The organism is Sphingosinicella soli, from assembly GCF_014199685.1.
Taxonomy (GTDB): Bacteria; Pseudomonadota; Alphaproteobacteria; order Sphingomonadales; family Sphingomonadaceae; genus Sphingosinicella; species Sphingosinicella soli.
This window is the reverse complement of record NZ_JACHNZ010000005.1, coordinates 43,893-66,521: the sequence shown is the minus strand read 5'-3', so window position 1 is coordinate 66,521 and position 22,629 is coordinate 43,893. Positions and strand designations below refer to the sequence as shown.

Here is a 22,629-nt window from a genome sequence, read left to right as displayed (position 1 = left end):
CGTCTATTGTCCGTCGTCAGAACATTTGGCACAACTCGCGGCGTAGATTAGCGGAGTGCGGGCCTCGTCTTGGGTTTGATGTTAGGCGGCGAGCTTGCGGTGTTGCAAGCGCCGATATTCGATGGCCTGTCGTTTGATCCTTTCGCGCTGTTTGATGATGGCTGGGGCCCTGCCGAAGTAGGCATCGGCGGGCGTCACGTTGTTCAGCATTGCCGAGCTGTACCGCAAGGAAGGCATCGCGCAGAGCCTGTATTACACTTGGACACCCTGATTTACCTCTGGCGGCGAGGCTGTGTTTATGATTCCATCGCGTGGTGGCGATGGAGGGGTATGTGTCTGTACAGCGTGGCTTTTTCGATCTGGACGAGCGGTACGCGGCATTGTCGGCGGCGGGTGATCCGCTTCTATAACACCCAGCGTCCGCAATCGGGCCTTGCCGGGCGAACCCCGGTGGAGGCTTATCGGCGAAACGGGCAATCAGATCATGGGGGGCATGCCCCCCAATGATCTGATGATCAAACAGATGGCACGACAACCGGGATTAGCTTAACTCAGCCGCCAAACTGTCCAAGAAGGCCGCACCACCTCAGATACCGACGCACGCTGGACGCTGAAGTTCGCCAAAGGTCGGCCGCTGCCCGGCGGCAAGCCGGGGATCGACATCGCCATCCCGAGCTTCGGCTACAAAAGCAGCATCGCGATCTGCCGGCGCTATGGGTTCATCCGCCGCGGCAAGGTCACCGACGGCGCGCGCTTCGACGGACGCATGCTGCGCGATGTAGTGACCAACGACAACACCGCATCGGACGTGTGGGCTGACACCGCCTACCGCAGCCGATCCAATGAGGCTTGGCTGAAGTCGATCGGCCGGGTCAGCCGCGTCCACCGAAAGAAGCCCAAGGTCAAGCCGATGCCGGCGCGCACCGCGCGCGCCAATGCCGCTAGGTCCACCGTCCGCGCCCGCATCGAACATGTGTTCGCTCGGCAGAAGGACCAGATGGCGCTGTTCATCCGCACCATCGGCATCGCGCGTGCCGAGACGAAGATCACGCTCGCCAACCTCGCCTACAATATCGACCGCCTGATCTTCCACGAACGCCGCGCCGCCAAGGAATAGCTGCACCCGGCGAAGGCGTTTTCCGGCAAAACCAGCCGGAAGCGGTCCCTTCAGACCGCCAGAGAGGCGCACCATGCGCCCCGGCACGCCGACATCAGCCCCAGGCGACACGTTGATTTGGGTGCCCATCTTGCGAACGCGTAGAGCTCCCATAGTACCCGGAAGAATCACGGGACGCATCGTAACAAGGTCCGACGAGCCCTTTCTCCATGAAACGCTTCCAACATAGGCCGTGGGGAGGGCCCTAGGTGTTTGGTCCCAGCATGTGATGGTTCGGCTTGACGACGAAGACGTCTGGCTTTGATTTCCAGAGTTCCTCGACGGCCTCGTAGGGGGTTTTGAACCTGAGAGCCTTGAGCTGCTTGGCAAAGTTATAGGCTGTCAGCCAGTCGCGGACGTGACGCCGCAACTCGGTAATGGAAGCATAATGGAAGGATTTTACGGTCGCTTCCTTGATAGTCCGCACCATGCGTTCGGCTTGGCCGTTGGTCCAAGGGTGGTAGGGTTTGGTCAGCCGATGCTCGATGCCATTCTCCAGGCAGACACGACCGAAGATGTGCGGGAAGGTTAGGCCCGTGCCACGCTCGAACTGGGCGAACTGCACGCCGTTGTCAGTCAGCACGGTGTGGATTCTGTAAGGCACCGTTCGGATCAGCGACTTGAGGAAGCCGGCGGCAACCAGCTTGGTAGCCTTGCGATAGATGCGGGCGAAGACCAGCTTTGATGTGCGGTCCACAGCGACATAGAGGAAAGCCTTGCCGCCTTCGTGGCGCAGTTCGGCGATATCGATGTGGAAATAGCCGATCTCGTAGTTCTTGAACTTCTTCGGCTTCTCGCGGTCCGCTTTAGGCAAGCGGCTGATCCCGTGCCGCTGCAGGCAGCGGTGCAGCGACGACCGCGTCAGATGTGGGATCACATCCTTCAGCCCAATGTAGACATCGTCCAGCGGAAGCCGCGCCTGCACGCGTAGCGCCACAATGGCAGCTTCTTCCATTGGCGAGAGGACGGTGCTGCGGCGCTCCCTTGGACCCATGGGCAGGTCTTCGACCGACTGCCGCTTGCGCCACTTCAAGACGGTCTTCTCATTGATCCCGTATCGCTTCGCGAGGTTCGCGACCGAAGCTTGCGATCGCTGTAGCTCGCCTCGAATGGCGTGCGTGGTCTTGGCGCTGCCGTGGAAAACCTGGCCCATAGCTCCCTCCGCTGTGATGATGATAAATTTACACCATCACATGCTGGGACTAAACACCTAGCCATTCCATCAGTGCCGGACCCAGCCCCAGATGCTACGGGGAAATCCACCGGGCCGTTACCACTGAGCTGTGTATTCACGAATTCTGGATATGGCAGTTCAGCTTCGTTCCAACACCTTTGTATACAAAGCTGGGCGACTTCACCCTACTTTTCCAACCCTGTGATGTCGGTTGCTCGAAACAGCAGGAATAGTTGGCTGCCTGCCCGGGGAGCCACACCTTTCCTGATTTATGGTCTGTGTCCAATCCTCCGCTGCGATGAGCGTTGAGGATTTTTCTCTGCTTATCGATGGCGGCGAGCGGGAACGGCGGGATGCTCGCCGCGCGGGTATCGTGCGGAAAAGCAGGAACCGGTTTTTCGCAATAAACCCTGCGGCGGAGCGCTTCTGCGCGCGATAATTGCGCTCAGCGCGACAAACAATGGTCATCGTTTGTCACGTATAGCATGACGCCGTTTCGTATATTGACACCTCTTGGGTTGTCATTAAGCTCCCCGCACAATGAAAAATTGTAAGAGGGGGTTCGGTATGAAATTCGGGAGATTTCACCAAAATACAGTGTGGACGCGCCGCGCAGCTTTGCTCGCAACTGCGGTGGTGTCCGTTCCCGGCCTGGCCGGAACGGCGTTCGCCCAAAGCGCCGCAGACACCGCGCAAGACGCCGTGAACAGCGACGTCATCATCGTCACAGGCAGCCGCATCGCGCGCGCCGATGTCGAGGCGCCGGTGCCGACCAAGGTGCTCGATGCCGCCGCGATGGAGCAGCGCGGCTCCACCAGCATCGGCGATTATCTGGCCGAAGTGCCCTCCTTCCGCAATACGCAGGGGCCGCAGACGGCGGCCAGCTCAACGCTCGGCACCGGTCAGTTTTCGCCCGATCTTCGTGCGCTCGGCGTCATCCGCACGCTGACACTGGTGGATAGCCGCCGCTTCGTCCCCTCGGCCGCAACCGGCCAGGTCGATCTCAACCTCATACCGCAGATTCTGGTCGATCGGATCGACGTCGTCACCGGCGGCGCATCGGCGGCTTATGGATCGGACGCCGTATCCGGCGTCGTCAACGTCATCATCAACAAGCGCCTTGAAGGCTTCAAGGGCAGCGCGTCGATGGGCATCAGCGATTACGGCGACGGCCAGGAATTCCGCGGTGCGCTGGCCTGGGGCAGTTCGTTTGCGGACGGGCGCGGGCGGATCGTGCTCGGCGGCGACTATGTCGATTCCAAGGGCGTGCTGGACTTTTCCGACCGCCCCTCCAACGCGCGCCAGCCTGCGCTCATCTCCTATCCCGCGAACCGGCCCGCAGGCACGCCTTCACGCGCCTATTTTTCCGGCGCGACGCTGATCAACATGGCCCGCGGCGGCCTCATCACGGGCGTAAACGCGGACACGAACGCGGGCAACGGCGCGGACGTTCTGCGCGGCATCCAGTTCGGGCCGGGCGGCGTACCGACGCCGTTCAACTACGGCAACTATGCGGACTACAGCCCGACGAACACGACAGCGACCAACTTCTCCGGCGGCAACGATCGCCTGTTCCTTTATGACGGACACAACATCGTCGTGCCGACCGAGCGTTACGCGTTCTTCGGCCATGCCGAATTCGATGCCACCGATCGTCTCAGCCTGTTCGTGGAAGGCAGCTACGGCCGCAGTGCCGGCTACGGCGACTCGCCCCCGGTTCGCGATACCGCATCGACAGCGACGATCCGTCTCAACAACGCCTATCTGCCCGAATCCATTCGCGACATCATGGTCCCGAACAACATTTCGTCGTTTACGCTGGGCCGCCCTTATAACGACTTCGGCCCCGTCGCGCGCGACAACAGCAACACGACCGAGCGCGGCCTCGCAGGCTTCAAATATGATGTCGGCGGCAGCTGGTTCCTCGACGGCTATTATCAATATGGCCGCAACGTTCTGGATGCGAACGTCTCGGGGCTCCGCGTCACGCGCAATTTCGTGTTTGCGGTTGATGCCGTCAACGTGGGCGGGCAGATCGTCTGCGCCGCGACGCAGGCCAACGGCACCGTGACCAGCCTCGGCGAGGTGCTGAACCGGTTCAATGCGGCGGCAACGGGCTGTCAGCCGATCAACCTGTTCGGCGAGGGTTCGCCCAGCGATGCCGCGATCGACTATGTCACCGGCACCGTGCAGCAGCGCGTCACGACCAAGCAGCAGGTCGCGTCGCTTGCGATGCAGGGCCAGCTGTTCGACCTGCCCGGCGGTCCGCTCGCGGTTGCGTTCGGCGGCGAATGGCGCAAGGAACAGGCCGTTTCCGTCGTCGACGATATCTCGGCAGCAAGCGGCTTTGCCTACAGCAATCCCAAGGCGTATTCCGGCAGCTATGACGTGAAGGAAGCCTTTTTCGAAGTGGTCGCCCCGCTCATTAGCGGGCAGCCTTTCGCAGACCTGCTCGAATTCAACGGTGCGATCCGCTACACGGATTATTCGACGTCGGGCGGCGTGACGACGTGGAAGCTCGGCGCGATCTATGCGCCGATCCCGGACGTTCGCTTCCGCGCGACGCGCTCACGCGACATCCGCGCACCCAACAACGCCGAACTGTTCGCGACAACGCAGACCATCGCAACGCTCGCCAATCCGTTCGCGAACGGCGCATCGACGCAGCTTACGCAGATCAATGCGCCGAGCCCGACGCTGCAGCCTGAAAAGGCCGATACCTGGACGGTCGGCGTCGCGCTGACGCCGAGCTTCGTTCCGGGTCTGACGATCTCCGTCGATTATTACGACATCGACATCGCCGGAGCCATCGCCACCTTCCCCGCCCAGTCCGTGCTCGACAATTGCCACGCGGAAGTCAGCGCCGGTTCGCCCGACTTCTACTGCCAGTTCGTGAACCGCACACCGACCGACAATACGACCGCCAGCGTCACCTCGGTCACCGCCGCGCTGCTGAACATCGGCTCGCTGCGCACGCGCGGTGTCGATATGTCGGCGACCTGGCGCAAGCAGATCGGCGCAGGCGAGCTGACCGTGCGCGGCCTCGCCGCCTATGTGAAGGATCTGATCTATGATGACGGCCTCGGCCGGCCGCAGACGTTCAACGCCGCAGGCGGGCTGACCTCCTACGGCAGCGTCATCAACCGCGCGGGCGCCGTCGGCGGCTTCACGGCGGGGCAGCAGACGAACGCCACCGGCACCCCGCACTGGACCGCAACGGGTTCGGTCACCTGGGCGCAGGATCCGTTCGCGCTGAGCGTGCAGGGGCGTTACGTCGGCGGCGGCAAGATCGATCCCGGCCTGATCGGGCCCGACGACGATCTCTACGATCCGGCCTCGCCGATCTCGATCGCCGACAATCGCGTGAACGGCCGCTTTTATATCGATGCGACGGCGCAAGTCGATATCATCAGCGAGGGAAGCCGGAAGCTCCAGTTCCATTTCGGCGTCAACAACATCGCCAACAAGGATGTGCCGTTCCCCTCGATCGCCATCGCCGGCATGTACGATCGCATGGGCCGCTACTACCGCGCGGGCGTTCGCTTCGCGTACTGAGGAACCGTTGACCGGGATTGCGGCCCTGCGCTCTATGAAAGCGCAGGGCCGCATGTTGATGTGAGAGGTGGGACATGGACAGCAACAGTATCGATCGGCGTACCTTGATCGGGGTTTCCGCAGCCGCGGCCGCAGTGCTCGCCGCCGGAAGCGCCGCCGCGCAGCAACCGCCCGCCGCACCCGCGCCGGGGCATGTGATGGGCGTGTTCGGCAAGGCGGGCGCGGGTCCGGGGCGGCCCGTGATCGCGATGCTCGTGCATCCCAAGATGGTGCTTCAGGATCTCGTCGGCCCGATGACGGTGTTCAACCTGATGATGTCGGAAATCCACCTCGTGTGGAAATCGCTCGATCCGGTGATGACCGAAATCGGCGTGCCGATTACGCCGAGCACCACCTTCGCGGATTGCCCCAGGGATGTCGACGTGCTGTTCGTGCCCGGCGGCCTCGCCGGATCGATCGCGATGATGCAGGACGACGCGGTGCTTGCCTTCCTCGCCGACACGGGCGCGCGCGCAAAGTACGTGACGAGCGTGTGTACCGGTTCCCTCGTGCTGGGTGCGGCGGGCCTGCTCAGGGGCTACAAGGCGACGAGCCTGTGGAACGTGCGCGATCTCCTGCCGCTGATGGGCGCCACGCTCGAAAAGAAACGCGTCGTCCACGATCGCAATCGGCTGACCGGCGGCGGTGTTACGGCGGGGATCGATTTCGGCTTGACGCTGTGTGCGCTGCTGAACGGCGAGGACAATGCAAAACTGATCCAGCTCATCATCGAATATGCGCCTGAGCCGCCCTTCAATGCCGGCGAACCCGAGACCGCCCCGCCCGAGATCGTGGAGCGTCTATTGAAGGCGCGCGCTGGGGTTACGGAGCAGGCAGCAACCATCGCGAAGGCCCGCGCAGCACGTTGGATGTGATGGAAGACAGACCCGTCGTTATCGGCATGATCGCCTACGATCGCATGACGAACCTCGATTTCGTCGGCCCCTACGACATCCTTTCGCGCGTGCGCCAATCACGGACGATCGTGCTCGGCAAGTCGCGCGAGCCGATCGTGACGGATACGAATTACCGGCTGCTGCCCGAAATGACGCTGGCCGAAGCGCCCGATCTCGACATCATCTTCGTGCCCGGCGGCCCCGGCTCCACGGCGTTGATGGAAGATGAAGAGGTGCTGCGCTTCCTGCGTGAACGCGCGCCGAAGGCACAGTGGGTCACCTCGGTGTGCACCGGCGCGCTCGTGCTCGGCGCGGCGGGCCTTCTGGAGGGTTTTCGCGCGGCGACGCACTGGTCGTGCATGGATCTCCTGCCACTGTTCGGCGCGATCCCCGTGAACGAACGCGTCGTGATCGATGGAAACCGCGCCACCGGCGGCGGCGTCACCGCCGGAATCGATTTCGGGCTGACCCTGATCGCCCGCATCTGGGGGGAGGACCAGGCCAAGCTGATCCAGCTCGGCACCGAATATAATCCCGCGCCGCCCTTCAACGCGGGGTCGCCCGAGACAGCGCCGGACATTCTGCCGCGGTTTCGGGAACTCAGCAAGGCGAGCGCCGAAGTGCGTATTGAAGCCGCGAAACGCGCGGCAGGGAAACTGCATCCGGACGTCTGATCGAAAAGGAAGAGGGAATGTTTCGTTTCGATCAGAAGTTTCGCGACGAATTCCGCGAAAGCTGGCAGGTTCTCCTCATCGCCACCCTCGCGCTGTTCTTCGGCTTCTCCGCGCCCGCGTTCTCCCTCCCCTTCATCTACCCCGAAGTGATCCGCGAATTCGGCTGGACGCGCGAGCAGGCGACGCTGCTGGCCTCGGCAAAATATATGACGGGCGTTTTCGCGTGCCTGTTCTTCGGGCGCTTTCTCGATATCGCGGGCGCCTGGCGTGCGCTCATGGTGTCGGTCGTCGTCGGCGGCCTCGCGCTCATCGCCTTTGCGTTTGTAAGCGGCCTGCCGAGCTATTACGCGGTCGGCGTGCTCCTTGGCATTGCGGGTCCGGGCGCGATGGTGTCGAGCTTTGTCGTGGTCGCGCGCAGCTTCCGCGCATCGCAGGGCACCGCCACAGGCATCGTTCTGCTCGGCGGCGCGATCGGCGGCGTGGTGATGCCCGTCGTCACGCAGGCGCTGATCGACGCTTTCGGGTGGCGCACGGGCATGGTCTCGCTCTCAACCGGCATCTGGCTCGTCGCGGTTCCTGCGCTCGTCTACGGCATGGTGCGTGTTCCGCTTCCCGATCACCGGGCGAAAGCCGGCGCAAGCGAAGCCGTAAGCGTCACCGCCTATTTCAGCGGGCTGATGAAGGGCTCTGCGTTCTGGCTGATGGGAATCGCCTTCTTCCTCATCACCGTCGTCGATCAGGCGCTTTCCCAGCATCAGGTGCTGATGTTCGGCGATACGGGCCTGTCCCCGGCCGACGGCGCGCTCGCGGTGAGCGCGATCGGTTTCGTCGCGATCTTCGGGCGCCTCGTTGCGGGCAACATCCTCGATCGCAGTTCGAACCGCGGCGCAGCCGCACTCTATCTCAGCTTTACGCTCGCCGCATTGCTCTCGCTCGCGCTTGAAACTCCGCTCATCCTCATCGGTTACATCGTGGTCCGCGCGCTCGCGCTTTCCATCGCCATGGTCGATGGCCCGGTGATCTCGCGCCACGTTTACGGCACGCAGCATCTCGGGCTGCTGACCGGCCTGTTCGTCGCAATGGCGAATCTCGGTTCCGCGACCGGGCCGTGGCTGATGGGCCGGATGTATGAAACCTCCGGCTCCTACCATTCCGCGCTGGTTCTGTTCATGATCCTGCCTGCGGTGGCGGCGGCCTGTATCTGGTTCGTCAATCCGCGCATGTGGAAGGCGGATCGGATGGCCGAAGCCCCGCCGATCCCCACCGCGAAGGCCAGCCTCAACGCATCATTCGTCAGTCCGCCAGGGCGGCGACCAGCGCATCGCGGTCGATATTGCCGCCCGAAAGAACCGCCGCGACGTTGCGCCCGGAATGATCCGCCGATCGCGCAGCGGCATAAGCGATCGCGCTCTGCGCCTCCACCACCAGATGGCTGTCCAGCGTGAGATCGCGAAACGCCTTGCGCGCCTCCGCGTCCGTCACGGTGATGACGCCCGCAAGCATCTCGCGAAGCAGCGGCCACATGATCTCCAGCACCGATTGCCTGCCCGGCCCGCTCGCGAAATTGGGCTGCCGGTCGACCGTCACCGGGTGCCCTGCCGCGAACGCCGCCGCCAGCGGCGCGGCGCCTTCGATCTCGCAGGCATAGACCTTCACCCCGGCACGGACCGCGCGCATCGCGGTTGCAATTCCCGAAACGAGACCGCCGCCGCCGAACGGCACGATCACCGTGTCGATCTCGGGCCATTCATCCGCAAGCTCGATGGCAATGGTGCCGTTGCCCACAATTCCATTCGGCTCGCAGACCGGGTGGAGAAAGGTCGCCTCGGGCATCCCAGTGTCGCGCGTCTGCATGATGCGCCACCACGCCTCGAAATCGTGGAATACCAGCTCGACGCCGAGCGCGCGGAGCTTCGCCACTTTCACTGCGGCGGATTTTTCCGGGATATGACAGATGAGACGCATGCCGTGAGGCGCACCCGCGATCGCGAGCGCGGGCGCGAAATTCCCGGCGCTCGCTGTCACCACGCCGCGCCGGAGTGTTTCGGGCGAAAGCTGTTCGATCACATTCGCCGCGCAGCGAATCTTGAACGATCCGGTCGCCTGCAGATTTTCACATTTCAAACGGATCCGGCGCCCATCGATCGCGGGCGTATCGAGCAGCGGGGTAACGACCGCATGCTGCGAAATCCGAACAGAGGCATCGTGAAATGCCTCCGCGCCGAGCGCCGCGATCCTGTCGCGCAGTTGAATTCCAGCATCTTCGCCCGACTGTTCCGTTGCCATCACCGCGCCTCCATCAGCCGCGCTGCCACTGAACAAAGCCGCACGAAGATCCCGTGCCGCCCTCGGTCCGGTAGAGGCGCTGATAATCGACGATCTCCATGGCCAGCCCGGCGCGCGTCATCGCGGCGGAGGTGGCGATCCAGCTCTTGCACTCCGATGTGCCGGCCATCAGCTCGTTCTGGGGAATGCCGCGCAGCGCGGCGGTATCATTGTCGCGCATCGCGTTCAGGAAGCGGTGGTCCCATTCGGGATCGACGACGAAATGCGTCAGGCCCCCGGTCGTCAGGATCGCAACGCGCGCATCGCTCTCCCACGCCGCGACCGCATCGGCGAGCGCCGTCCCGAAATCGTGGCACCGCGCGGCGGACGGGCTGTTGTCATAATACCAACAGTTGACGTCCACCGGCACATGCGGGCGAACATGATCGCGCATGATGTTCTTGTACAGAAAGCCGTAGGCGTGCGGCATTCCGTAAAGCAGCGATTTGCTTCCCTGCACGGTCGGCTTTTCGTGGCAGATCGTGACATCGAAATCCGCGCGGCTGAAACTTCGCGCCAGATGCAGGCCGAGCGCGCGGTGGCCGGGATAGACGGTCTGGGCATCGGGCAGATGGCCATGATCGGAAATCTCGATTCCCACCGGCAACCGCGATTTCTGTTCGTCCGTGCGCGGCAGGTTCGCGATCTCTTCCGCCGCGATAACGGCGAAGGCGGGCACCATGTCGGAAAAAATCTCGTGCTGGTCGTTGCCCACGATGATGACGACATCGGGATCGGCGGCCACGTAAGCCGCGTGCAGCCGGTCCATCGCCGCGAAGCTCGCATCGAGCGCCGCCTGCCGCGTCGCCATGTCGAGTTCGGCGGCGATATTCTCGTGCGCGCGCAGCGCCGCGAGTTCGGCGTAGAGCATCTTGCGGCCGTGGAACCACAGCGGAATGCCGTCCTGGCGGTCGCGCGCGGCGCGGATATCCCAGTCGTGCGCCAGCGTGTGCAGTTGCGGCGTGTGCGCGCAGCCGATGCCCAGAACGATTTCAGCCAAAACGGACTCCCGTGGTTTCGCGAGTCAGCACCGCTTCTCGCCGATGATGTTGGTCAGCGTGCCGATGCCTTCGACCGTCAGCTCGATCACGTCGCCGGGTTCCAGATAACGGCCCGTCTCGAAGCCGCAGCCGTTCCCCATCGTCCCGGACCCCAGCACGTCGCCGGGATACAGCGTCTCGTCGCGGCTGACGAAGGCGATGATCTGCTCGAAACTGTGCTGCATGTCGCCCAGCCGTCCACGGCCCTGCACGTCGCCGTTGATCCGGCTTTCCATTTTCGCCGACCCCGGATCAGAGAATTCATCGCGCGTCACGATCCAGGGGCCGAAGGCATTGCCGGTATCGAAATCCTTGCCCTTCGACGGCCCCATGCGGAATTGCTGGTCGCGCACCTGCTCGTCGCGTGCACTGAAATCGTTGTAGATCGTGTAGCCGAAGATATGCGCGCGCGCATCTTCCACCGCGATGTCCACGCCGCGCCTGCCGATAATCGCGGCGCATTCGACCTCATAGTCCATCGTATTGGTGAATCGGGGCCAGCGGATCGTCGCGCCGTGGCCCGAACAGGTCATGCGGTTCCCCTTGAAATAAAAGGGGCGCTCGTACCAGATCGGCGGCAGGTTATAGGCGCCGCTCGCCTTGTAGCTTGCATAGGCGGCTTCCGGGTCGGGCTGCGACGCCGCGCGGGTGCGCATGCTCGCCTCCAGCGCCTGCAGCGTGTGCAGCTCGAAATTGGCGAAGTCGCGGATCGAATTGGGCACGGGCAGCGGCGCCAGCAGGCGCACCGCGTCCAGCGCGTGCAGATGGTCGCCGCGATCGGCCGCGAGCAGACCGGCCGCAACGTCGAGCGCGGCCTCCTCATTCTCGATAATGGACAGCATCGTCGCGAAAAGCGGCGCGCGGGCGGCCCCCGATGCGGCCGCAAGATCAAGCAAAGCGCCGTCCGCCGTCAGCGCGCCGGTGCGGGCCTGCCCCTCGATTTCAAACGTCGCGATCTTCATTCTGCCTCTCCGCTCCGTCCGGGCTAGAAATTGAATTCGCCTGATGCAACAATTCACACAGGAAGTTGCATTCGTCGCGACAAATCCACATGCTTGTCGCTCGCCGTTTCCTTTAGGAGCCGATCATGGTGAACCGCGACCCGAGACGACGTGCCCCGCAGTCCGTCCCGCCCAAGATCGAAGCGGTTGCGGCCGCCACGGCCATCATCGATCTCCTCGCCGAGCAGGAGGGACGCACGAGCGTCCAGAAGGTCGCCGACGTACTGGGCATTACCAAGTCGCGCGCGTCGCGTCATCTGGCCAATCTCGAACTGCTCGGCATCGTTTCGCGCGTGGCTTCGGGGCGCGGCTATCAGCTCGGGTGGCGCGTTCTGCGCTGGGGAAAGATCGCGTCTGCGCGGTACGATCTCAGCCAGATTCTGGAAAAGCCCCTGCGCGAGCTGAGCGAGGAGACCAACCAGACCGTCCTGCTGTGCGCGCCGGCGGGGGCGGATGCGATCGTGGTCCAGTGCCTGCCGCCCGCCAATGCGGGCATTCGGATCGAGGTGAATGTCGGTCTGGTCATGAGCCTGCCGTTTTCCCCCAGCGCGCGGATCGCCTTCGCCTTCCAGCCGCGCGAGCAGCGCGACCTGCTGCTGGGGCATCTGAAGCAGCGCGAGGCGGAGTTCCGCATCGAGGATGAAGACCGTTTCCGCGCGCAGGTCGCCGCGATCCAGCGCGACTATTATTGCTGGGATCGCAACAAATACAACGTCGGCTACGGCGCCATCGCGGCGCCCGTGTTCGATCAGGAGGAGATGCTCGCGGGCATCGTCACGCTCGTCATGGCGAGCGAGGAGCTGAAAGGCAGCACGCCGCCCACCGCCCTCCTCCGACAGCTTCTCGGCTGCTGCGCCAAAGCCTCAAAGCTGCTCCGTTCGCGGATATGCTTCCCCGAACCGGCACCGGTTCGATGAGCGGGCCCGCCCCACGTTGCGCTGATCGCGACCCGCTGATAGCCTTTTCCATCATGTCGCAACCCAAACCGCTGCATATCGCGTTCACGCTGTATGACGACGTGAACATCCTCGACGTGTCGGGCCCGCTCGAAGCCTTCTGGCTCGCGGCTGACGCTTCCGGTGAGAAGACCCCGCGCTACCGGATTTCCACAGTGTCGCTGGCAGGCGGCCTCGTGCGCACGTCGAGCGGCATGTTGATCCAGACAACGCCCTGCGGCGACCTCGGCGATGTCGATACCGTGATCGTGCCGGGCGGCGGGAGCCCGCGCAGACCCGAAGTGCCCGAAGCGATGGTGCAGTGGATCGCCGACGTCGCGCCCGATGTTCGGCGGCTTTGCTCCGTCTGCACGGGCGCTTTTCTGCTTGCCGCGGCGAGGCAGCTGGACGGGCGCCGGGCGACAACGCACTGGGCGGCGGTCGATCAACTGCGCAAGCGGGCGCCCGAGGCGCAGATCGAGGCGGACAGCATCTATGTGCAGGATGGCGGCGTCTGGACGTGTGCGGGCGTCACGACGGGCATCGACATGTCGCTAGCGCTGATCGAGGATGATTACGGCTACGAGGCGGCGATGGAGGTGGCGCGCTATCTGGTCGTCTATCTGCGGCGTTCGGGTTCGCAGCCGCAGCTCAGCCAGCCCTTCTCGCTCCAGATCGCCGACGACAGCTTCGCCGCGCTCCACGCCTGGATCCGCGAAAATCTGGCGCATCCGCTGACCGTGGAACAGATGGCCGAGATCGCGGGCATGAGCGTGCGAACCTTTTCCCGCCGCTACCGCGACAGCACCGGCCGAACCCCCGCGCGCGCCATCGCGGCGCTGCGGCTCGAAGCGGCGCAAAGCGCGATCGAGCGCGGCAACTCCTCGCTCAAGCGCATCGCGCGCGACTACGGCTTCGGCGACGAGCGCAACCTGAGGCGCGCGCTGCGGCGCGGGCCCGAATCCTGAAACACTGAATGGACAGGCCGCGCACTCCGGAGAGCCGCGACCTGTCCATTCAGGCACCTGTCAGCGCCGGGCCGTCAACGCCGGGCGGTCAGCGTCAGCCCGATCGTGCGCGGCCGCAGCGTATTGGCATAATAGGTCGTGTCGGTCGGAAACGCGTTCGAGATGTAGTTCAGCTGCGGGTGCGAATTGAACAGATTGTCGGCGAACAGCGCGAGATCGAAATTATCGTCGCGCCAGCCGACGCGCAGGCTGGTCAGGTGATAGCCGTCGTTCCGCTGTCCATTGGGATCATAGCCCGAAGACGTGGGCGTGTCGTATTTGGAAATCGTGCCGTTGTTGCGCGACGCATATTGGTTGATGCCGCGAATATAGCCGTCGCCGCTGCCCAGCGGCATCGAATATTCCAGCGTCGCGGTGATCTGCCACGGCGGTGCATCGCTGACCTCCGCGCCCCGCTCGGCAAGGATGATGCCGTTCGACGTAAGCGTTTTGGCAAAGCGGGACTTGTTGTAGCCGCCCGCAAGCGCGAGGAAGAGTGAGTCGGTGGGGCGTGCGCTGATCGACAGGTCGAAGCCGTCGCTATTGGCGGCGCCCAGATTGGTGATGAACCCACCCGGACAGCCGCTGAGGCTCACGAAGCTCTGAATGTTGCTCCAGTCGACATGATAAATGCTGGCGTTGACCTGCACCTTCCGATCGAAAAGCCCGACCTTGCCGCCGACTTCGTAGTTCCACACCGAGTCCGAATCGAAGGTTCCCGGCGCTGTGTCCAGACCGAGCTGCGACAGCGAATCGAGGCACGGCGGCGAGGGCGTGATCGGGACGTTCGCGCCGCCCACACGGAAGCCCTTGGATGCGGAAGCATAGACCAGTGCAGCGTTTGAAGGCTCCCACGTCACGCTCACCTTCGGCGTGAACGGCGACTCCTTTTGTTTCCCGGTCGTGAAGCTGCGCCCCGTCGGCGGCACGAACGAGCCTTCCAGAAGCTCGTCGTATGAGAACTTCGCGGAGGCGATCCGGCCGCCCGCTGAAAACGTAAGATCGCCGAAGCGCAAATCTATGTTGCCGAATGCGGCAAGCTGTTCGTCGACCAGGTTGAAGTCGCGATAATAACGCGTGATCTCCTCACGATTCTGGAGACCGCGAAGTGTTTCGAACGCGGCGGCGTAATAGGCATCGCGGACGTTGACGACGTTCTGCTGCTTGGCGCGCTGATAAAAGCCGCCGATCAGCCAGCGGAACGCGGACTCGCTGTTGTTCGATTGAAGCCGGACCTCCTGCATGAAATTGTCCTGACTGTTGTCCGTCGTGTTGGTCGCCCCGCCCGCTGCCACGAAGGCTTCCGGGATCAGTATGGGCACCGGCAGGGTGCCGACACCCGGCAGCTGCGTCTCGGGAGGCCGCATCCCGTTGAACAGGCGGGCAACCGACTCGTCCAGAAGCGTGAAATCCAGAACCATCGACTGGCGGCGGGTAAAGAACGACGTCACCGACGTCGCCGTCACCCCGCCGAAATCGGCTTCGACTTTCAGCGCGGGCAGATAGAAGCGGTCCTTGGACGGCTGCGCGTTGGTGCGCCCGCTGATCAGACGCTGCTTGGAACGGTCGGAAAGACGAACATAGAATTGCCCGTAATCGTCGGCGCGCGATTCCTGGAAGTTCAGCGATGGCGTGATCCGGATAGTATCGGTCGGCGCCCAAAGCACGGCGGCCTTCATCGTGTGGACGGCCGACGTGTTCGCGTCCTTGTCCACCATCGCGCCGGTGCGCTCGTTGATACGGTCCACGAAGCCGGATTCATGGGGGTAGGATCCGCTCAGCCGGATCGCGAGCTTGCCTTCCACGATCGGTGTGCTGGCCGCAGCGCCGCCTTCGTAATTGATGCCGCCGCTGTCCGTCGATGAAAGCTCGGCGCGGCCATAGGCCTGCACCTCGTCGAGGTCGGGCGCGGGCGAAATGAAACGCACCGCGCCGCCTTCCGAGCCGGAGCCGAACAGCGTTCCCTGCGGGCCGCGCAGCACCTCGACACGGTCCAGATCGAAGATGGTCGGCAGCGCGTCGCCGGGGCTCTGGGCGCCCGCACTGCGGGACTGGATGGGCGTATCGTCGATGTAGATGCCGGTCGTGGCGGCGCCCACCGTCGAGCGAACGCCGCGGATCGCAATATTCGCCGGCTGGAACGTGCTTTGCTGCTGCAGCGAAAGGCCCGGAGTCTGCGAAACGACATCGCTGAAGCTGCGGATGCCCTGATTGTCGAGCGCCTGCCGGTCATAGGCGGCGATACTGGAAGACACCTTGTTGATGCTTTCCGATCGGCGGCTGGCCGTGACGACAATTTCGCCGACCATGCCGGCTGCCTGCGCGGCGTCCTCGCCCGCCGCCGGCTGCGCCATGGCTGCGGACGCGCACAGCGGCGTCAGGGCTGTCGCGGCGATCAGGATTATGCGACGATTGCTGTATTTCATGCGAGAATACTCCCCCTCAAAAAACGGATGACCCGTGATTTCCCCTGAAACAGCAATGCACGATGTCCGATCGCTCCGTCGGCATTACGGCATCGGCTGTTGTGAAACGAAACTTATCCCAAGCCCGGCGGAGCGATGGGCCAAATTGCGCACAATCTCGGCCACACCGTGCGCGGCCCGGCGAATACCGGAGAGCGGCCTGTGTCGTGGCCGGATTTCGCCGTTAAGTGGCGGTATTTTACCCCGCGCTGTCCCTATCGTTTTTCCAATGGCGCGCCGGATCGGTCTCAGGCGGCGCGGCGCGCGCGCACTCCTGCGCCGCAGAGATCTTGGTAAGGAATGATCGTGGCGAACTCTGACGAACTGCTCCTGCGCCGACAGCGTGTGCTCGGCAGGAACAGTCCGCTTTTCTATGAAACGCCGCTCCATCTTGTGCGCGGCGAGGGTGCATGGGTCTACGATGCCGATGGCCGCGCCTATCTCGACGTCTACAACAACGTGCCCTGCGTCGGCCATTGCAACCCCCGCGTCGTGGAGGCGATTTCCCGCCAGGCGGCAACGCTCAACCTCCACACGCGCTATCTCGACGAAAACCTCGTCCGCTATGCCGAACAGCTGACCGCGCGCTTCGACGCGCCGCTCGACGCCGTCACGCTCACCTGCTCGGGAACCGAGGCGAACGAGCTGGCGCTGCGCGTCGCGCGCGCCATTTCGGGCGGGTATGGCATCATCGTCAGCGACAACAGCTATCACGGCAACTCGACCATCCTGGCGGGGCTGGCGAGTTCGTTCCCCGGCGGCGAAGCCTTCCCCGCGTTCGCCCGCGCGGTGCGCGTGCCCGATCCTGCGCACGACCGGCAGGGCCGCAGCGACGCGGAACTCGCGGCGGCGTTCGCCGCTCAAGTACAGGATGCCGTCGACTCGCTTGCCGCCGACGGCATCCGGGTCGCGGCGCTGCTCATCGACTCCTTCTTCGCCAACGAGGGCCTTCCCGATCGCGTGCCGGGTTATGTCGAGCAGGCGGTGGAGATCGTCCGCCGTGCGGGCGGCCTCTATATCTGCGACGAGGTCCAGTCCGGCTTCGCGCGGACCGGCGACGCGATGTGGGGCCATCAGCTTACCGGCGTCACCCCCGACATCGTCACGCTCGGCAAGCCGATGGGCAACGGCTTCCCGCTCGCGGGCCTGGTCACGCGCCGCGAATGGATCGAACGCTTCGGTCAGACGTCGCGCTATTTCAACACGTTCGCGGGCAACCCCGTCGCGGCTGCGGCGGGCATGGCGGTGCTGGATGAAATCGACCGGCTCGATCTGCTGAGAAACAGCCGCGAGACCGGCGCGCATGTGCGCGCGGGCCTCGAACGGCTGGCGCAGAAACATCCGCTCATCGCCAACGTGCGCGGACGCGGCCTGTTCTTCGGTGTCGAATTCATTCGCGCGGACGGTACACCGGCGGCGGAAGAAACGACCCGCGTGGTCAATCGCATGCGCGAAAACGGCGTCCTCCTCAGCCGGATCGGGCGGCGCGGCAACATGCTGAAAATGCGCCCGCCGCTCGTGTTTTCAAGCGCGGATGCCGATCATCTCCTGTCCGCGCTCGACACCGTTCTCGGCGGCCTGTGAGGACCGGCACCTTGGCCTCAGACACCGATCTCACCGATCTCGCCCGCGCAGCGCTCGGCCGCTGGGACGGGAATTTCGGTGCGCCCGAATTGTTCAAAAATCGCGAGAATGCGGTCTTTTCGGTAAGGCGTGAAGACGGCGCCCGGTTTGCGCTCCGCGTACACCGCGCGGGTTATCATTCCGATGCGGCGCTGCGATCCGAGCTTTACTGGATGCGCGAGCTGGACCGTGCAGGCATCGCCGTGCCTTCGGTGGTTCCGGCAAAGGACGGCAGCCTGTTCGTGCGCATCGATCTCGCCGACACGGCGCGGCAGGTGGATATGATCGGCTGGCTAGCCGGTGCCCCTGTCGGAGAGGCCGGTTCCGGTCCCGCCTACCATCACCGCCTCGGCGCGCTCGCCGCGCGCCTGCATCTGCGCGGCTCGCAAATTTCGCTCCCGGCGGATTTCACGCGCCATAGCTGGGATGAAGAGGGTCTGCTCGGCGAACGCCCTGTGTGGGGCCGCTTTCTCGATCTCCCCGCGCTGTCCGCAGACCAGCACGCGCTGCTGCGCGAGGCGGCCGACGCGGCGAAGGCGGGTCTCGCGATGTACGGCAAGACGCCGGATCGCTTCGGCATGATCCACGCCGATCTGATCCGCGACAATGTGCTGGAAAACGAGGGCGCGCTTCAAGCGATCGATTTCGACGATAGCGGCTTCGGCTGGTACATGTTCGAACTCGCGACGATCCTCTGCGCGAACCTCGACAGGGCGGATTACTCCGAGACCCGGCGGCAGCTCCTCGACGGTTACGGTTCGGTGCGCCCGCTCGGCGACACCGATGTCGCGCATCTGCCGCTGTTCATGTTCCTGCGCGCGACCACCTATCTCGGCTGGCTGCAGACCCGCGCGGAAACATCGACGGCAAGGGAAAAGGCCGCAATGCACATCGATCGCGCCTGCCGACTGGCAGCGGCATATCTGGCACATGAAGGAGATCGGCAATGATCCGGGACATCCTCAAAATGGGCGACCCCCGCCTGCTGGAGGTCGCAAAGCCGGTCGCGCACGTGGATGATCCGGCGGTGAAGGCCGTCATCGCCGACATGTACGATACGCTGCATGATGCCAAGGCGTTCGGGCTCGCAGCGCCCCAGATCGGCATCGATCTGCGCATCCTCATCTTCGGCATCGCCGCCACGAAATACCACCCGGAGCAGGAGCCTGTGCCGCTCACCGCGCTCATCAACCCCTGGCTCGAAATCCTCACCGAAGAGAAGGATCACGGCCCGGAATCCTGTCTGTCCGTTCCCGGCATGCGCGGGCTCGTGCCGCGTTTCACCCGCATCCGCTACGGCGGCACGCTGGAAGACGGCGGCACGCTGCAGCGCGAGGCAAGCGGCTTCCACGCGCGGCTGTTCCAGCACGAATACGATCATCTGGACGGGATCCTCTATCCACAGCGGATCACCGACATCACCAAGTTCGGCTTCACTGAGGCGCTGCTCCCGCGCGCCGAGTGGGCAAAGCACGCGTCCGAATGATGCAAGCCCCGAGCCCACGCCTCCCCGCGCTGATCGTCGACGGGAAGCCTTTGTCGACCCGCGACGCATTCGACGTCGTCGATCCCGCGACCGCACGCCCCTTCGCGCAGGCACCGCTCGCGACGCGCGACGATCTCGATCTCGCCGTCGCAGCCGCAAGGCGCGCCTTCCCTGCCTGGTCCGCGACCTCGATCGAAGCCCGCGCCGAAGCGATCGAACGCATCGCCGACGCGCTGGAGGCCGAGCGCGACTCCCTCGCCGCGCTGCTCTCACGCGAGCAGGGCAAGCCCCTGCATACCAGCGCGGGCGGCGAGATCGCCGGGGCCGCGCAGTGGGCGCGCGCAACCGCAAGGTTGCGCCCCCCGGTCGAGGTAATCCGCGACGACGCCGACGAACTGGTCGAAGTCCACCGCCGCCCGCTCGGTGTGGTCGGCTCGATCACGCCGTGGAACTACCCGGTGATGATCGCGGTGTGGCACATCATCCCCGCGCTCCTCGCGGGCAACACCGTGGTGATGAAGCCGTCGTCATACACACCCTTCACCGCGCTGCGTTTCATCGAGATCGCGAGCGCGCATCTGCCGCCCGGCGTGCTCAATTCGGTCGCGGGCGAGAGCGGACTGGGGCAGTCAATGGTCGAACATCCCGGGATCGACAAGATCACCTTCACCGGTTCGACCGGGACAGGCCGCCGCATCATGGCGAGCGGCGCCGCCAACCTGAAGCGCCTCACGCTCGAACTCGGCGGCAACGACGCCGCGATCGTGCTCGCCGATGCGGACATCGATGCGATCGCGCCCAAGATCTTCGCCAAGGCCTTCGGCAATTGCGGCCAGACATGTGCGGCGCTGAAGCGGCTCTATGTCCACGATTCAGTCCACGATGCGCTCGCCGCCAAGCTCGCCGCGCTCGCGCTTCAGGCCAAGGTCGGCCCCGGTAGCGACCCCGCCACGCAGTTCGGCCCCGTGCAGAACAAGGCGCAGTTCGATTATCTCTGCGCGCTGGCGGAAGAGGCGAAGGCGATGGGCGCCCGGTTCCTGTGCGGCGGCGCGCCGATGACGAGCGACGGCTATTTTTTCCCGCTCTCCGTCGCGGTCGATGCCGCCGAGGGCATGCGCATCGTCGACGAGGAACAGTTCGGCCCGATCCTTCCCATCATCCGCTATTCCGATCCGGAGGACGCGCTCGCCCGCGCCAATGCGAACGAGAACGGCCTCGGCGGCTCGGTCTGGTCGTCGGATCTCGCCGCGGCGCGCAAGCTCGCCGAGCGGATGCAGGCGGGCACCGTGTGGGTGAACGATCACGCGACCATCTCGCCCGACGCGCCGTTCGGCGGCGCCAAGCAATCCGGCATCGGCACCGCGTTCGGCCTCCACGGCCTCGACGAATACATGCAGCTCCAGACCGTCCGCATCAGCAGGCGCGCGGCATGACCAAACCGGAAACCGAAACGCCGGCGCAGCACAGCACGCTTTATTCCTATTACGTGCTCTTCATCCTGGTCCTGATCTTCATCCTGAACTGGATCGACCGGATGATCCTGTCGATCCTGCTGGTGCCGATCCAGCAGGATCTCGGCCTGTCGGATACGGCGATGGGCGTGCTCAGCGGCTTCGGTTTCGCCGTGCTCTATGCCGTCTCCACCGTGGTGATCGCCCGCTATTCGGATCGTCACAACCGGCGCAATCTGGTCGCCGTCGCCGTCACGGTCTGGAGCGCGGCGACATCTCTGTGCGGCATGGTCACCGGCTTCGGCCAGTTGCTGCTCGGCCGCGCCGTCGTCGGCGTGGCGGAAGCGGGCGGCGGCGCGCCGACCTATTCGATCATCTCCGATTATTTCGAGCCGCGCCGACGCGCGCTGGCGATGGGCATTTACTCCAGCGGCATTTATCTCGGCATCATGCTGAGCTTCCTGCTCGGATCGTTTCTTGCCGAACGCTATGGCTGGCGCGTCACCTTCCTGATGCTCGGCCCGCCGGGTATCGTGCTCGCGCTCATCCTGCGCTTTACGGTCAAAGAGCCGGTGCGCGGCCGGTTCGAGCCGCCCAGCCTGCGCGGCCAGCAGCCGGTCGGTGCGTCACTGCGCTTCCTGTGGGGCCAGCGCGCCTATCTCGCTGCGGCGGGCGGGCTCACCATCACGGCCGTGACACAGGGCGCCTATGCCGCCTGGGCGCCCGCGATGCTCATAAAGACGCACGGGTTCACCCTCACGCAGGTCGGCCTCAGCCTCGGCCTCGTGCTCGGCATTGCAGGCGCGGTCGGCACGTTCTCCGGCGGCGCCCTGTCGGACTGGCTGTCGGCCCGAAATCCGCGCGTGCGCCTTTATTTCCCGGCGGTGGCGACCTTGCTCACCGCGCCGTTCTTCGCGGCCTTCTGCCTTGCGGACGACCCGCGCGTGGCGCTCGGCATCTATGCGGTCGGCACGCTCATCTCCGCCACGCATTTCGGGCCCGCGTTCGGGCTCACCCAGAATCTCGCCCTCCCCGCGATGCGCGGCTTCGCGACCGCGCTCGTGATGGTGGCGACGGTGCTCACCGGTCAGGGTCTCGGCCCGGTGCTCACCGGCGTGCTCAGCGATGCGCTGCGCGGCAGCGTGGACGGCGAACCGCTTCGTTATGCGCTCGCGATCATGGCCGGGTTCGCCGCGCTCGGTGCGATGATGTTCGCTTACGGTGCGCGCCATGTCGCCGATGATTTCCGGCGCGCGACGGGCGACGACCTCTGCGCCGACGCAAGGAGCCCCGCATGAACGATCGTCTCGACCGTCGCACCGTCGCCGCCATGGGGCTTGCGGGCGGCGTTCTCTTCGCAACCGGAGCCCGTGCTGAAATGATGGACCCGAACGCCGTTCTTGCGGACATCGCGGCAGAGCGCCGCCGCTTCGCCGAAACGCTGCAAAACCACGATCATGCCGCGCTTCCCGCGTTCTTCACCGCCGACACGATCGTCCTGCCCGCCAACAAGCCGCTCGCGCAGGGCCGCGACGCGGCGGTCGCCTTCTGGACCGCCGGAACGAGTGATCCCGCCCGCCGGCTCCGCAGCATGTTCGACATGGTCGATTCGCTCTTCGCGGACGGCATGGTGATCGAGGCCGGCCGCGCGCAGGTCTTCCTCATCACCGCCGGCGGCGACCAGCTCATCGATCGCGGCAAATATATCGTCGTGTGGAAACACGAGGGCGGGCGCTGGAAGCGCCACCGCGACATCTTCAACAGCGACGGCCCCGTCGCCTGAAACGCCTTAACGACCGACA

At 64.6% G+C, this 22,629-nt stretch carries 18 protein-coding genes and 1 pseudogene; 13 read left to right on the top strand and 6 right to left on the bottom strand.

Annotated features, from left to right (window positions below; genetic code table 11):
• Positions 1 to 81: 81 nt before the first annotated feature.
• The gene (locus GGQ98_RS03420; RefSeq protein WP_424141343.1) at positions 82 to 210 is read right to left on the bottom strand and encodes a hypothetical protein; all 129 of its coding nucleotides are present in this window, start codon (positions 208 to 210) and stop codon (positions 82 to 84) included.
• Positions 211 to 610: 400 nt separating this feature from the next.
• Here GGQ98_RS03420 and GGQ98_RS18905 point away from each other — a divergent pair, with 400 nt between their 5' ends.
• Positions 611 to 1,117, top strand: a complete 507-nt coding sequence (locus GGQ98_RS18905; protein ID WP_424141341.1) for a transposase — start codon at positions 611 to 613, stop codon at positions 1,115 to 1,117.
• 244 nt (positions 1,118 to 1,361) lie between these two features.
• Here the strand turns inward: GGQ98_RS18905 and GGQ98_RS03410 are convergent, their stop codons facing one another.
• Positions 1,362 to 2,309 carry an IS481 family transposase gene (locus GGQ98_RS03410; RefSeq protein WP_184065142.1) on the bottom strand — a complete coding sequence of 316 codons (948 nt, stop codon included), beginning with the start codon at positions 2,307 to 2,309 and terminating at the stop codon, positions 1,362 to 1,364.
• Positions 2,310 to 2,897: 588 nt separating this feature from the next.
• Here GGQ98_RS03410 and GGQ98_RS03405 point away from each other — a divergent pair.
• The 4 genes and pseudogenes from GGQ98_RS03405 to GGQ98_RS03390 all read left to right on the top strand — a co-directional run.
• Positions 2,898 to 5,885, top strand: a complete 2,988-nt coding sequence (locus tag GGQ98_RS03405; RefSeq protein WP_184065139.1) for a TonB-dependent receptor plug domain-containing protein — start codon at positions 2,898 to 2,900, stop codon at positions 5,883 to 5,885.
• A gap of 74 nt (positions 5,886 to 5,959) precedes the next feature.
• Complete coding sequence (locus GGQ98_RS03400) at positions 5,960 to 6,799, top strand: DJ-1/PfpI family protein (protein ID WP_184065136.1); 840 nt, start codon at positions 5,960 to 5,962, stop codon at positions 6,797 to 6,799.
• A complete protein-coding gene (locus GGQ98_RS03395) occupies positions 6,799 to 7,494 on the top strand; it encodes a DJ-1/PfpI family protein (protein ID WP_184065134.1) in 696 nt (231 codons plus the stop codon). Before GGQ98_RS03400 ends, GGQ98_RS03395 begins: the two co-directional genes overlap by 1 nt.
• 17 nt (positions 7,495 to 7,511) lie before the next feature.
• Positions 7,512 to 8,705: pseudogene (locus GGQ98_RS03390) on the top strand (MFS transporter); the annotation flags it as partial.
• 82 nt (positions 8,706 to 8,787) lie between these two features.
• On the opposite strand, the gene GGQ98_RS18240 reads toward GGQ98_RS03390, so the two are convergent.
• The 3 genes from GGQ98_RS18240 to GGQ98_RS03380 are packed head-to-tail and all read right to left on the bottom strand — an operon-like array spanning position 8,788 to position 11,821.
• Positions 8,788 to 9,780: a pyridoxal-phosphate dependent enzyme gene (locus tag GGQ98_RS18240; RefSeq protein WP_243451669.1), complete on the bottom strand. Its 993-nt coding sequence runs from the start codon at positions 9,778 to 9,780 to the stop codon at positions 8,788 to 8,790.
• A gap of 13 nt (positions 9,781 to 9,793) precedes the next feature.
• The gene (locus tag GGQ98_RS03385) at positions 9,794 to 10,819 is read right to left on the bottom strand and encodes a DODA-type extradiol aromatic ring-opening family dioxygenase (RefSeq protein WP_184065128.1); all 1,026 of its coding nucleotides are present in this window, start codon (positions 10,817 to 10,819) and stop codon (positions 9,794 to 9,796) included.
• A gap of 24 nt (positions 10,820 to 10,843) precedes the next feature.
• On the bottom strand, positions 10,844 to 11,821 hold the full coding sequence (locus GGQ98_RS03380; RefSeq protein ID WP_184065125.1) for a fumarylacetoacetate hydrolase family protein: 978 nt from the start codon (positions 11,819 to 11,821) through the stop codon (positions 10,844 to 10,846).
• A 125-nt stretch (positions 11,822 to 11,946) separates the two neighbouring features.
• On the opposite strand from GGQ98_RS03380, the gene GGQ98_RS03375 reads away from it, so the two are divergent.
• Complete coding sequence (locus GGQ98_RS03375; RefSeq protein ID WP_184065122.1) at positions 11,947 to 12,777, top strand: IclR family transcriptional regulator; 831 nt, start codon at positions 11,947 to 11,949, stop codon at positions 12,775 to 12,777.
• Between the two features lie 53 nt (positions 12,778 to 12,830).
• Positions 12,831 to 13,763, top strand: coding sequence for a GlxA family transcriptional regulator (locus GGQ98_RS03370; RefSeq protein WP_184065119.1), 933 nt, complete (start codon positions 12,831 to 12,833; stop codon positions 13,761 to 13,763).
• A gap of 74 nt (positions 13,764 to 13,837) precedes the next feature.
• On the opposite strand, the gene GGQ98_RS03365 is transcribed toward GGQ98_RS03370, so the two are convergent.
• A complete protein-coding gene (locus tag GGQ98_RS03365) occupies positions 13,838 to 16,228 on the bottom strand; it encodes a TonB-dependent receptor (RefSeq protein WP_184065116.1) in 2,391 nt (796 codons plus the stop codon).
• 345 nt (positions 16,229 to 16,573) lie between these two features.
• Here GGQ98_RS03365 and GGQ98_RS03360 point away from each other — a divergent pair, with 345 nt between their 5' ends.
• From GGQ98_RS03360 to GGQ98_RS03335, 6 genes are read left to right on the top strand one after another with little or no spacing between them, the layout of a single operon-like run.
• Positions 16,574 to 17,851, top strand: a complete 1,278-nt coding sequence (locus GGQ98_RS03360) for an aminotransferase class III-fold pyridoxal phosphate-dependent enzyme (RefSeq protein WP_184065113.1) — start codon at positions 16,574 to 16,576, stop codon at positions 17,849 to 17,851.
• Positions 17,852 to 17,862: 11 nt separating this feature from the next.
• Entirely contained in the window at positions 17,863 to 18,840 is a 978-nt protein-coding gene (locus tag GGQ98_RS03355) for a phosphotransferase enzyme family protein (RefSeq protein ID WP_207791233.1), read from the top strand.
• Complete coding sequence (gene def, locus GGQ98_RS03350) at positions 18,837 to 19,376, top strand: peptide deformylase (protein ID WP_184065107.1); 540 nt, start codon at positions 18,837 to 18,839, stop codon at positions 19,374 to 19,376. The genes GGQ98_RS03355 and def overlap by 4 nt, the downstream gene beginning before the upstream one ends.
• On the top strand, positions 19,373 to 20,809 hold the full coding sequence (locus GGQ98_RS03345) for an aldehyde dehydrogenase family protein (protein ID WP_207791232.1): 1,437 nt from the start codon (positions 19,373 to 19,375) through the stop codon (positions 20,807 to 20,809). Before def ends, GGQ98_RS03345 begins: the two co-directional genes overlap by 4 nt.
• Positions 20,806 to 22,125, top strand: a complete 1,320-nt coding sequence (locus GGQ98_RS03340) for a spinster family MFS transporter (protein WP_184065104.1) — start codon at positions 20,806 to 20,808, stop codon at positions 22,123 to 22,125. Before GGQ98_RS03345 ends, GGQ98_RS03340 begins: the two co-directional genes overlap by 4 nt.
• On the top strand, positions 22,122 to 22,610 hold the full coding sequence (locus GGQ98_RS03335; protein ID WP_184065101.1) for a YybH family protein: 489 nt from the start codon (positions 22,122 to 22,124) through the stop codon (positions 22,608 to 22,610). Before GGQ98_RS03340 ends, GGQ98_RS03335 begins: the two co-directional genes overlap by 4 nt.
• Positions 22,611 to 22,629 lie beyond the last annotated feature (19 nt).

Coding starts and splice junctions, on each gene's coding strand:
- GGQ98_RS03420 (WP_424141343.1), bottom strand. CDS start 210: ATGCTGAACAACGTGACGCCCGCCGATGCCTACTTCGGCAGGGCCCCA.
- GGQ98_RS03410 (WP_184065142.1), bottom strand. CDS start 2,309: ATGGGCCAGGTTTTCCACGGCAGCGCCAAGACCACGCACGCCATTCGA.
- GGQ98_RS03405 (WP_184065139.1), top strand. CDS start 2,898: ATGAAATTCGGGAGATTTCACCAAAATACAGTGTGGACGCGCCGCGCA.
- GGQ98_RS03400 (WP_184065136.1), top strand. CDS start 5,960: ATGGACAGCAACAGTATCGATCGGCGTACCTTGATCGGGGTTTCCGCA.
- GGQ98_RS03395 (WP_184065134.1), top strand. CDS start 6,799: ATGGAAGACAGACCCGTCGTTATCGGCATGATCGCCTACGATCGCATG.
- GGQ98_RS18240 (WP_243451669.1), bottom strand. CDS start 9,780: ATGGCAACGGAACAGTCGGGCGAAGATGCTGGAATTCAACTGCGCGAC.
- GGQ98_RS03380 (WP_184065125.1), bottom strand. CDS start 11,821: ATGAAGATCGCGACGTTTGAAATCGAGGGGCAGGCCCGCACCGGCGCG.
- GGQ98_RS03375 (WP_184065122.1), top strand. CDS start 11,947: ATGGTGAACCGCGACCCGAGACGACGTGCCCCGCAGTCCGTCCCGCCC.
- GGQ98_RS03370 (WP_184065119.1), top strand. CDS start 12,831: ATGTCGCAACCCAAACCGCTGCATATCGCGTTCACGCTGTATGACGAC.
- GGQ98_RS03365 (WP_184065116.1), bottom strand. CDS start 16,228: ATGAAATACAGCAATCGTCGCATAATCCTGATCGCCGCGACAGCCCTG.
- def (WP_184065107.1), top strand. CDS start 18,837: ATGATCCGGGACATCCTCAAAATGGGCGACCCCCGCCTGCTGGAGGTC.
- GGQ98_RS03345 (WP_207791232.1), top strand. CDS start 19,373: ATGATGCAAGCCCCGAGCCCACGCCTCCCCGCGCTGATCGTCGACGGG.
- GGQ98_RS03340 (WP_184065104.1), top strand. CDS start 20,806: ATGACCAAACCGGAAACCGAAACGCCGGCGCAGCACAGCACGCTTTAT.
- GGQ98_RS03335 (WP_184065101.1), top strand. CDS start 22,122: ATGAACGATCGTCTCGACCGTCGCACCGTCGCCGCCATGGGGCTTGCG.